General features: G+C 35.1%; 11 protein-coding genes. 6 read left to right on the forward strand and 5 right to left on the reverse strand.

The window, feature by feature from the left end; all coding sequences use genetic code 11:
* Positions 1–11 precede the first annotated feature (11 nt).
* Both NK356_RS13340 and NK356_RS13345 read left to right on the forward strand, forming a co-directional pair.
* Complete coding sequence (locus tag NK356_RS13340) at positions 12–1,412, forward strand: serine hydrolase (protein WP_253317210.1); 1,401 nt, start codon at positions 12–14, stop codon at positions 1,410–1,412.
* Between the two features lie 50 nt (positions 1,413–1,462).
* On the forward strand, positions 1,463–2,332 hold the full coding sequence (locus tag NK356_RS13345; RefSeq protein ID WP_034697500.1) for an alpha/beta hydrolase: 870 nt from the start codon (positions 1,463–1,465) through the stop codon (positions 2,330–2,332).
* 333 nt (positions 2,333–2,665) lie between these two features.
* On the opposite strand, the gene NK356_RS13350 is transcribed toward NK356_RS13345, so the two are convergent.
* Together NK356_RS13350 and prfB are read right to left on the reverse strand one after the other, a co-directional pair.
* Positions 2,666–3,364, reverse strand: a complete 699-nt coding sequence (locus tag NK356_RS13350; protein WP_034697501.1) for a DedA family protein — start codon at positions 3,362–3,364, stop codon at positions 2,666–2,668.
* Between the two features lie 86 nt (positions 3,365–3,450).
* Positions 3,451–4,563 (reverse strand): peptide chain release factor 2, encoded by a 1,113-nt coding sequence (prfB, locus tag NK356_RS13355; protein ID WP_034697502.1) that lies wholly within the window; start codon positions 4,561–4,563, stop codon positions 3,451–3,453.
* 430 nt (positions 4,564–4,993) lie between these two features.
* Between prfB and NK356_RS13360 the strand changes: the two genes are divergently transcribed.
* Positions 4,994–5,266, forward strand: a complete 273-nt coding sequence (locus NK356_RS13360) for a hypothetical protein (protein ID WP_034697503.1) — start codon at positions 4,994–4,996, stop codon at positions 5,264–5,266.
* Between the two features lies 1 nt (position 5,267).
* On the opposite strand, the gene NK356_RS13365 is transcribed toward NK356_RS13360, so the two are convergent.
* From NK356_RS13365 to NK356_RS13375, 3 genes are all read right to left on the reverse strand, one after another.
* Complete coding sequence (locus NK356_RS13365; RefSeq protein WP_051934479.1) at positions 5,268–5,759, reverse strand: hypothetical protein; 492 nt, start codon at positions 5,757–5,759, stop codon at positions 5,268–5,270.
* Positions 5,760–5,776: 17 nt separating this feature from the next.
* Positions 5,777–6,880, reverse strand: coding sequence for an FAD-binding oxidoreductase (locus NK356_RS13370; RefSeq protein ID WP_253317211.1), 1,104 nt, complete (start codon positions 6,878–6,880; stop codon positions 5,777–5,779).
* A 105-nt stretch (positions 6,881–6,985) separates the two neighbouring features.
* A complete protein-coding gene (locus NK356_RS13375; RefSeq protein WP_034697505.1) occupies positions 6,986–8,344 on the reverse strand; it encodes an AAA family ATPase in 1,359 nt (452 codons plus the stop codon).
* A gap of 116 nt (positions 8,345–8,460) precedes the next feature.
* On the opposite strand from NK356_RS13375, the gene NK356_RS13380 reads away from it, so the two are divergent.
* The 3 genes from NK356_RS13380 to NK356_RS13390 all read left to right on the forward strand — a co-directional run bounded on the left by NK356_RS13380 (position 8,461) and on the right by NK356_RS13390 (position 10,988).
* Positions 8,461–9,363: an ABC transporter ATP-binding protein gene (locus NK356_RS13380; RefSeq protein ID WP_034697506.1), complete on the forward strand. Its 903-nt coding sequence runs from the start codon at positions 8,461–8,463 to the stop codon at positions 9,361–9,363.
* Between the two features lie 2 nt (positions 9,364–9,365).
* Positions 9,366–10,211 (forward strand): ABC transporter permease, encoded by an 846-nt coding sequence (locus tag NK356_RS13385; protein WP_034697507.1) that lies wholly within the window; start codon positions 9,366–9,368, stop codon positions 10,209–10,211.
* A gap of 126 nt (positions 10,212–10,337) precedes the next feature.
* Positions 10,338–10,988, forward strand: coding sequence for a hypothetical protein (locus tag NK356_RS13390; protein ID WP_253317212.1), 651 nt, complete (start codon positions 10,338–10,340; stop codon positions 10,986–10,988).
* Positions 10,989–11,198 lie beyond the last annotated feature (210 nt).

Raw genomic sequence — 11,198 nt, forward strand, 5'->3', positions numbered from 1 at the left:
ATCTGATACCTATGCAACGTCAATTTCATATTTTAGCTTTAGGATGTGTGTTTTGTTTGTTCAGTACATTCTACTCTACTCTGAAAGCTCAGACAGAAGATCATCTCAACACTATTAATCCTATTAATCAGGAAAAAAAGAAAGAAGAAATAGACCGCATTATAAAAGCATTTGCTGCAATTAATAAATTTAATGGAACTGCTTTGATCCATTATCAGAATAAAAACATCTTTGAAAGATCATACGGCTGGCAAGATGCGGAAAAAAAGATTCCCAATCAGGACAAAAGCATATATCAGATTGCTTCTTTAACCAAATCTTTCACGGCTTTGATGATTGTGAAGCTAAGTGAAGAAGGAAAACTTTCTTTTAAAGATCCTGTCTCAAAGTTTATCCCCGATTATCCTAGAGGAAATGAAATTACTATCGAACATCTCCTTACTCATACTTCCGGAATTTATGAGGTATTGAGAAATAAAGAGTATTTCAATCTTCTTCACACCGGAAAGTCTATACCAAAAGATAAAGAACTTTCATATTTTAAAAATGAGCCATTGGATTTTGAGCCCGGTACTCAGTTTTCTTATACCAATTCAGGCTATATTATATTGGGACTTATCATTGAAAAAATCACAGGACTTTCTTATGAAGACGCTGTAAGAAAATTCATCCTAAATCCCCTGAAGATGACTCACACAGGCTTTAACTACCTTGCTCTGAAAAGTCCGTACAAGACCGTTCCTTATTCTTATATTTCAAAAACAAAACAGGAAAAAACAGCAGTCTGGAATTCTACATTAACCGGGCCAGCCGGACAAATCTACAGTACCGTTGAAGACCTGTACAATTACTATATTGGGTTGAGGGATTATAAAATTGTTTCCAAAGAAGCATTTAAAAAAGCAACCACCCCTTATTTGAGTGGCTACGGCTATGGTTGGTTTATTGATGATCTTTATGGGAAAAAACTTATTAATCATGGTGGAAATATTGAGGGTTCTACAAGTTATTTTGCGATGCTTCCGGAGGATGATCTTTGCATTATCCTTCTGAACAATATCACGAGTAAAAAACTGGAGAAAGCAGGTAATACTATTTTAGCGGCTCTCTTACACCAGCCTTACACTCTTCCACAACCGAAGAAAGAAGTAGTCTTAAGTGCTGATATCCTTAAAAAATATGCAGGAGACTATCAGCTTTCTGATGATAATATTATCCATATTCTGTACGAAAACGGTCAGCTTTTTATGCAGAACAATAAAGATCCTAAAGTCAGAATTCTAGCTGAAAAAGAAGATGCATTTTTCCTTCAGGATGATGACACTGAGATTTCTTTCATTTTCAAAGAAGGTGAAAAAGGTATTATTACCATCAAAAAAGGTCTTTCATCAAAAACAGCAGAAAGGCTTTAATTAAGTCTTGTTTGCTTCATAATCAATAGAATATTTCGTAAATTTAAGTAATGAAAAAGCTCATTCTCCGGTATCATTTTTTCGTCATGGGATGCATTGGTTTCCTTCTGCAGTCCTGTAATACGAAATTCAGAGTTTGGGTAGGTCCCGGAGGACAGCAGAAAATTTATAATCTGAAATATGGGGAACATAAGAGACAGAAAATGGATGTCTTCCTTCCCAAAGATTATGCTGAAGATTCCCCGGTAGTACTTATCGTTCATGGTGGAGCGTGGACTTTAGGTAAAAAAGAGCATATGATTCAGGTTCAGAAAATGCTTTTTGAAAACAGAATTCCGAGTATCAGCATGAACTATAGATTGGTTTCTACAAAGGAGAAAATCACTTATAGACAACAGCTCGAAGATATTGGTCTCGCCATTGAGAAATTCAATTCTCTGGCAGAAAAAGCAGAACTTCAACCCAACAATTACATTCTTCTGGGAGAAAGTGCCGGCGGACATCTCGCCTTACTTTATGGATATCAGCATCCTGAGCAGATCAAAAAAATAATCTCTTTAAGCGGACCTACAGATTTTTACAGCTCTGAATATCTTAAATCTTTTTATTCCAAATACACCTCTCCTACTTTCCAAAAGGTAGTAGGGACTAAATTTGATCGGAAAAATATCTCTGAAGCCTTTAAAGAAGCCAGTCCCATTGCCAATATTTCAGATGTTCCTACCTTGTTGTTTCAGGGAAATAATGATGTGCTGGTGAATCAGCATCAGGGAATTGCGATGGACTCTGCGCTTACCAAGATGAATGTTCCACACAAATTCATTTTCATGAAAGGAGCCGGACATGCACCAAGGTTTTTCAGTAAAAGAAAAAGAGACAGTATTATTTATCCTAATATCCTGGAATGGATTAAAAAATAGCTATTATTTAATGCAATAAATAATTAAACTACTATTTTAAACCATTCGTTCATAAGAATCTTTTAAGTATCCAGCATAAAAAATTTTTGTCTGGTGGATATATTTTAAAAACGCGATGTCCGCAAAGAAATTTTAAAGCTTATATTCTATCGATCGCAAAGACACTTCGCTCAGCAAAGTACATTACTTAGCTAAGTGAAGCGCCTCTGCGAACAAAAAGTAACGGATCATGATAATACCCTTGCGAGTTTTGCGTGGTAAAAAAATATTTATATGCACAAAAAAGCCATCTCATGATTGAGACGGCTCTATATTTTTGATTGAATTTCTTATTTATTCAAAATCCTGATCTTCGTATTTTTTAGCAAGATCTTCTTTTTTTCCGAAAACGAACTTGAAGATTACCGGAAGTGTAGTTACCAATACAATGACGATAATGATGTATTCCAGCTTTTGTTTCAGGTTGATTCCAAACTGTTCCATGAAAAGTTTATCCAGATAATGTCCTGCAAAGATCAAAATGAATGACCATAATACAGCACCGATAATATTATCTCTTAAAAACTCTTTTTTATCCATTTTTACAATACCTGCTACAATAGGGGTAAAAGTTCTTACAACCGGTAAGAATCTTGCCATAATAACAGCTAATGCACCATGTTTTTCAAAGAAATCGTGTGCCTGATAAAGGTATTTTTTCTTGAAAAGCATTGAATCCGGTCTTTTGTATAAAGCGGGTCCTGCTTTTCTTCCGAAATAATATCCTACTTCATTTCCTATGATAGCAGCAAGAGCCACTCCGGAAGCTAAAAGTGTAGTATCTAAGAAATCGCTCCCTGTAGAGCCAAAAGTCTCTTTGATGATTTCAACAGCATAAATTCCCGAAACGAACAGTAGTGAATCTCCAGGTAGAAAAAATCCTACAAAAAGACCTGTTTCAGCAAAAACAATAAACAAAATCAGCCAAAACCCTCCCATTTTTATATAAAACTCCGGGTTTAATAAATCCTTCCAGCTATTGAAATCTTCCATAAATATCGATGAACAACAAAAGTAAGCCTAAAATGTCTGAAACAAAAATTAATTATAAGATTTTAACTAAAATTCAAACATGATTTTTATAAGTCCATGTCATCATCGGAAACTGCCGTTCCATCGGCCATTAAGAATGCTTTCAGGAATGGAGTGATATTTCCGTTCATTACGGCATCTACATCTGAAGTTTCATGACCTGAACGTACGTCTTTTACCAGTTTGTATGGATGCATGACGTAGTTTCTGATCTGGCTTCCCCACTCGATCTTCATTTTGTTGGCTTCAATCTCATTTCTGGCTTTCATACGCTCTTCCAGTTCCATTTCGTAAAGTCTTGAACGAAGGAGCTGCATAGCCTTTTCTTTATTCTGAAGCTGAGAACGGGATTCTGAGTTCTCAATGATAATTCCTGTAGGCGCGTGACGAAGACGTACAGCAGTTTCTACCTTGTTTACGTTCTGTCCTCCAGCTCCTGAAGCTCTCATCGTTTCAAAGCTGATATCTGCCGGATTGATATTGATTTCAATGGTATCATCCACCAAAGGATACACATATACGGAAACAAAACTTGTATGGCGTTTTGCATTACTGTCAAAAGGGGAAATTCTTACTAAACGGTGTACTCCGTTTTCACCTCTTAAATATCCAAAAGCGAATTCTCCTTCAATTTCCAGCGTAACAGTTTTCACTCCGGCTACATCACCTTCCTGAAAGTTCAGTTCACGGATTTTATAGCCTTGTTTTTCTGCCCACATCGTATACATTCTCATCAGCATAGCTGCCCAATCACAACTTTCTGTTCCTCCTGCTCCTGCTGTAATCTGCAGCACTGCGGAAAGTTCATCACCTTCGTTGGAAAGCATATTTTTGAATTCGAGATCTTCAATTTTTTCCAATAATTGCGGAAATGTTTCGTCCAGTTCTTTTTCAGAATCCGGATCTTCCTTGGCAAAATCAGCTAAAACCTGCAGATCTTCAAACTGTGTCTGAATTTCGTCATAGCCTTCCACCCATTTTTTCTTGGAACGAAGCTGCTTTAAAAATGCTTCAGCAGTTTTTGGATTGTCCCAAAATTCGGGTGCCGCAGTTTTTTCATCATCATTGGCAATTTCAATCTTCTTTTTTTCAATCTGAAGGTATCTGTGTAAGTCTTCAATTCTGGATTGAACTTCTTTTATCTGGTCGTTGTTAATCACGAATGTTTCTTTTTGCAAAAATAAGGAATTCTTTTAGAGTGGAGAGGTACGGATTTAAAGTTCCGAATTTAAAGTTTTGGGTTCGAGGTGCGGGTTCCGTGGTGTGGAGTTCAAGTTTGGAATTTTTGGAATGTAAAGAAAAAGTTGTTTAAACTTTACAAACCACAAAAGCTACAGAAAGGTTCATTTTAAAACATTTGAGTTCACTTAAGTAAGTTTAAAATGAAACTGCAAAAAAGTTCACATAAGATGAAAATCAAAGATTTTCACAAAACTTAGGTGTACTTATTACGCATAAGGTTTGGTTCTGAAAAAACTTAAGTGTTTAAAACTTTTGTGCCTTTTGTGGTTAAAATAATGAATACAAAAGCTTAAACAACCTTGAAGTAAAATGTTTTTCCTTTATATTTATATTTCAAAACAGGTCTAAATGAATATCAATGGTTGGATTAATGAGCGTAATGGAAATTTTGCTCAGTTGAAAAAGCTTATTATTTCAATGAATTTAATGCCCTGTCTTTCTAAAAACAGTTTTAATCACTTAACAGAAAAGCTTCTTCAAGAGCTGGAAAAAGAGGCTGTTCAGGAAAAGCTCGAAAATATTATAGAAACTGAGTTGGTGGTCACTTACGGTCTTTACAGGTCTGAGTTTATTGCTGAAGACATTGCAAGAGATATTTTAAAGTGGTGGGAAAACAGCTAAATCACTCATTGGTAATTTCAGCATCAAAGCTTCTTCTAAGGTATTCTTTTGATTGTTTACTTTCCGATTTGAATCCTACCATAGTTAAAATGTAGACAAACAAGAGCATACCTAGAGGAAGAAAAAGTTCTACCGATATTTCTTTTTCTCTTATAGTTCTTATGGAAACTCCTATGAAGAAAACCAGGGCAAATGAACACCAGACTATTAAAAAAAAGAAGACAAATGCATGTAGCGACATGGTTACCTGTATTTGGGTTCCATTATTTTCATTTTGAATTCTACCATTTATCTGAGGAAGAAACGAGTTTCTGTACTGAATAACTTTGCTTATTTCAAAGCTATTGTTATTCACAGTTCCTTCATATTCTTTTATATAATTTTTTCCCAAACCAAATTTTTTAGGTTCTACAAAGCCTGAAAGTCTTGTTAAAACTTCCTGTTCAGATAAATTTGTTCTATAAGTAATACGTTCAAAGGGTAAGTATTTCATGTTTCTCAACGTTGTAATTATATCATATCAGCCATTATTTCGCCCATTTTAGGAGCCAGAGCAACGCCCATTCCTGAAAGTCTTACCGCACAAAACTGTCTCTCCGAAACTTGTTTTACAATAGGTGACTTTTCTTCTCCCATAGCCATTATTCCTGACCAACGGAGGGCAATTTTAATATTTTGATGAGGCAGAATGACTTCTTTCAAAAAGTTTTCCAAGTGATTCTGCAGAAATTCTGTTGTTTCAAAAGCCGTTGTTTCTTCTGTTTTAAAATCCTGATTTCTTCCGCCACCCAGCAATACTCGGTTTCCTAAATTTCTGAAATAATAATAGCCTTCGTCATAATGAAATGTCCCTTTAAGTTTCAATCCATCTATAGGTTCTGTCAGAAGAACCTGCCCACGGGCCGGAATAATATTCTCTTTTTCCAGAAACTTTGAAGTGAATGCATTGGTACAATAGATAAGTTGATCTGCTTTTACAGAAAGGCCAGCAGAAAGATGAACCTCAACTTTGTCTGTTTCTTCAATATTTTGAACTTCCGTTGCAAATAAAAACTCGATTTTCAGTTCGTGGCATTTCTCCAGCAGTTTCTGTACTAACTTTCCGGAGTGAAGACTTCCTTCGCAGGGATTTTCAATCAGGAATTCAGATTTTCCAAGTCCGAATTCCTTTATTTTATCCTGTCTCAAAGTGTAGGTTTGATCCAATCCTGTTATTGCTTTCAGTTTTTCATTGACTGCATCAATATGGGATAGAGGTTCTTCATGATTTACAATTTCATAACCTCCGCTAAGTTCGAAATCAATTTCACTATTTTTAAAATAATGCTGGATTTTCTGAAGCCCGTCAAATCTCATTTTAACCAGTTCCAGTGTTTTTTCCCAGCCCATTTTCTGCGAATCTGCGATAACTTCGGTAAGACTTCCAAAACAGGCAAAGCCGGCATTTCTTGTGGAAGCACCCAAAGGAATTGTATTCCGCTCAATAATGAGGACAAATTTGTCAGGATATTTCTCTTTAATGGATATAGCAGTCCACAGCCCGGAAAATCCGGCACCAATAATGATAATGTCTCTTTTTCTGTAGAATGTATCCAGTTCCCAAATACTGTTCATAAATAATGAGTAATAGGTAATAAGTAATTTTTCTAAAACCTTAAACCTTAAACTTTAAACCCTAAACTTTAAACCTTAAACCTTAAACCTTGAACTTTAAACAGTCTACCCTCTATCTCCTTCCTCATTTTCATTATGCTGGAACCCGATTGCTCTTTGCGGTTCTTCAACAACTCTGTAGGTTTCCAGTTCATTTTTCAATGCCTCAATTCTGAATCGAAAGTCATCAAAATTATTGATAATGGCATCCGCAAGAAATCTCGCTACCTGATCAAGATATTCTTCAGTAAGCTTTGATCCTGCATCTCTCAGTGCACTTTCTAAAATTTTCTGATCAATTTTCAGTTTTTCATTTCTGGTTCTCTGGTAAAGGTTTTTAATTCTTTTCTTTAAACTTTGCGTAAAGTCTATCAACATCGTATTGCTGAAGGCTTTCATCTTTGAAGAGATTTCATGCCAGAAAGGAATTTTATCAGCTTTGTTATTTTTAAGTATTTTGTAGAGTAAAGAATCTTCTTCCAATCCTCTGGTCATGGCATAAAGAATAATTTCTGAGCGTTCAGAAGCATTGGGTGGAAATATTGGAATCATCACATCAAATCTTCCCGGAGCAAGAATTTCTTCGTCAATTTCTGAAACGGAATTAGCCGAACCTACCATCAGAACACCTTCTTTTTCAAATTTTCCGATGTAGTGAAGAATCAATTCCTGAGCTTCAAGATTACAGGAAGCGACATCTGTTTCTGCCCTTCTCTGCATCATAATTTCATCGAAATCATCCATGAAAAGCAGCATTTTGTTTTCCTTCATCATACTCAGCAGGAAATCACTGAAATTGATTTCATTTCCGTCAATCAGTGAAGTTCCCAGATAATGTTTTTTAACTTCTTTAAACTGATATCCGATGATTTCAGCAATTTTATTGGCCCAGAATATCTTTCCGCTTCCCGGAGGTCCATACAGAATAATTCCCGCAGGTTTATTGATGCCCCAGTCTTTGATCTGTTGTGGATTCAGGAAGGGTTCCAAAACAGCAGAAGTATAAAAAAACAAATCTCTGTATCCTATAAAATCTCTTTGTTTAAGGCTGGTTTTATGTCCGAAATAATCATAGACAAACTGATAATTCCCGCCCAGTTTATTATCAATTCCATAACTTGAAATAGAGGATTTGAAAAAACCATTATCGAAAATATTAAGATTATTGTCTTTAATCACCTTTTCCACCTTATCTTTCGGCTGCTTAATAACTTCGGCAATCTGCTCCAGTGTTTTATTTTTATCAAGATCTTTTTCATATAGCCTTAAAAAATCTACATTTTCTCGGGCAAACTTTTCAAAATCTTCTTTTACATCAAAATTTGTACTGACACAGTCTACCAGTTCAAGATCAAAATCCTGAATAAACTGTTTTATGGCTTCTGCAGAAACATTTAATTCTTCTGCCAGTTCAATTAGCTTCATAACTGTTGATTAATTCTATCAAATTTAATGTATTTGTACATAAATTAATATTGATTTATGATAATTCTGTAACATTCTCTTATTTACATAGACTACTACTATGTAAAACAAATTACATGGAAAAGATTTTATCAGTAAAAAATTTGACGAAGAAATTCAAAAGAGTTGTGGTCAACAATATTTCTTTTGATGTCGAAAGAGGAAATGTTTATGGCCTATTAGGTCCGAACGGAAGTGGGAAATCCACTACTTTCGGGATGCTGCTTTCAACCATCAATCCTACCAGCGGAGACTGGTTTTGGTTTGGAAAAAAAGGAACGGATCCGGATACCTTGAAAAAGATCGGAGCTATTATTGAGCAGCCTAACTTTTATCCTTATTTAAGTGCAGAAACCAACCTTAAGATTGTTGCTGAAATTAAGCAAACACCCTATTCAAGGATTGACGAAGTTCTGAAGACCGTTAATCTGTATGAAAGGAGAAAAGATACTTTCAAAACTTTTTCTTTGGGAATGAAACAGCGTCTTGCCATTGCATCGGCAATGCTGAACAATCCTGAAGTGATGATTTTAGATGAACCTACCAACGGATTAGATCCTGAAGGTATTATTCAGATCAGAGAAATCATCAGCAATATTGCCAAACAGGGAATTACCATTATCATTGCAAGCCACCTTCTGGATGAAATTGAGAAAATCTGTAGCCATGTGATTGTATTAAAAGAAGGAAATTCCATTTACTGCGGAAGAGTAGATGAAATGACTTCCAACAATGGCTATTTTGAACTGAAAGCAGATAATAACACACTGCTTTTAAATGCTCTTAACGAGCTTCAGTGGTTCACTTCCATCAATCAGGAAGGTGATCTTATCAAAGCCCAGATCCGTGATGATGCTTCTGTTTCAGCTTCGGCAATGAATCAGAAACTGGCAGAGAAAGGAATCTATCTTTCCCATTTAATCAAGAAAAAGCTATCTCTTGAATCTCAATTCCTTGAACTTGTAAAAAACACCAATTAATCATGATAAAATTATTAAAACTGGAATACTACAAAAACCTGAACTACCAACCGTTTAAGGTTTTCACGATACTCTATTTCGCCATTCTTATTGCGTTGCTTTTCATTGGATTGGTCGACTTTGATATTTTTGGAGGAACCATTAACTTAAAGGAACAAGGGATTTATAATTTCCCTGAAATCTGGAATTTCACCACATGGATTGTTGCTTTACTGAAAATTTTCCTGGGATTAATCATTGTCTTCTCCATTTCACAGGAATTCAGCAACCGAATGTTCAAGCAAAATACGATTGATGGGTTAAGCAGAAAGGAATTCATCACTTCAAAATTACTGACAATAAGTATTTTTACCATTGTTTCAACAGCCATTGTATTGGGAATTACCTTGTTTCTGGGATATCAATATTCGAAGACAACGGACTCTACAAAGGTTTTTGCTGAGATTTTCTTTATTGGAAATTATCTGGTAAAATTATTTACGTTCTTCTGTTTCCTGATGTTCCTTTCCGTTTTGTTGAGAAAATCTGTCTTTGTATTTCTTGCTCTCTTTATTTTCTGGATTGGTGAGGGAATTTTAAAGGCTCTTGAAGTCTATTCAAAAGTAAAAGGAATGCAGGGACCACAAAGAAATGAGGTTCTTCAGAATGATTTTTTCATCTCGCATCTTTTACCGCTGGAAAGTATGTCTAATCTTATTCCCAATCCGATGATCAGACTGGATATGGCCAAAATGATGGGATTAAAATATGAATTCCACTACCCTACAGAAAGCCTTATCGCTTGCCTTGTGTGGTGTGCTATTTTTATATTCGGATCGTACTGGATTCTTAGAAAAAGGGATTGGTAGATGGCTATATTTAGGATTTAAAGATTTAAAAAATTAAAATATTTAAAGATTACAATTAAAGTGGTTCGTTTTCGGATCACTTTTTTTTGGCTTAAAATTTTCATTCGGTACTGTCAAAAACTAGTCATGAAAAAAGTATATTACTTTCCAGGATTGATCAGCGCCTTGCTGATTCCTGTTTTATTCTGGTATTATGGAAGCCAAAAGTTTGAAGATATTAATGTTTCTGTGATAGATATTGGACTTCCTGCCAAAGAAAGAGAAGGGTTTAAAAATACTTTTGCCAGTTTTGAACCTGTAAGAAACTGGAATTACCAACAAATAAAAATAGTCCCTGGTACTGCTAAAGAAAATTCAAAATTATATGTTTCCGAACTGAAACAACTTCAGAAAAGAAATGAGAAAGAGTCTGGTATTGAGTTTATTTTAGATCAAAATAATAGCTATGGTGATTTTGTCTCCGTTTTGAATGATCTGGAAATAGCTCAACAAGATCAGTATGCTGTTGACCTTGAGAAAACCGGACATATTTTTGCGGTTTATAACTATATTGATCCTAAGGTACAATATCCTGAATATGAATGTTTCCTTTGTAATGATACTATAGATTGGGGGCCAGCAGAAACTGTGAATGCTTTTGAATCTACCCGCTATGGGAAAATCTTTAATCTGTTTAGAACTGCATCCAAAGAAACCTCTTACATTATTTTCGGTTTTCTCCTATTTCTGAACATTTCTATGCTCAGCATCAAAGAAAGATTTCAACTACATCATTAATTTAAAATAAAAAGAGACTGTCCAAAAAAGTTTTGGCAGCCTCTTGTTGTTATAAAGAATAGAATTTAGGAGAGTTTGAGGGTCATATAAATATCTTGAATCAACCTTAGATCTGACACTTTATATAAAAAAACATTCTTGTTCGATAAAATTTAAATAGAATTAACAGGTCGCTCCTCCGGAGCTCTAATTTTAAAACAAATACGTTCT

Origin of the sequence: Chryseobacterium sp. S0630, assembly GCF_024158915.1 — a bacterium.
Taxonomy (GTDB): Bacteria; Bacteroidota; Bacteroidia; order Flavobacteriales; family Weeksellaceae; genus Chryseobacterium.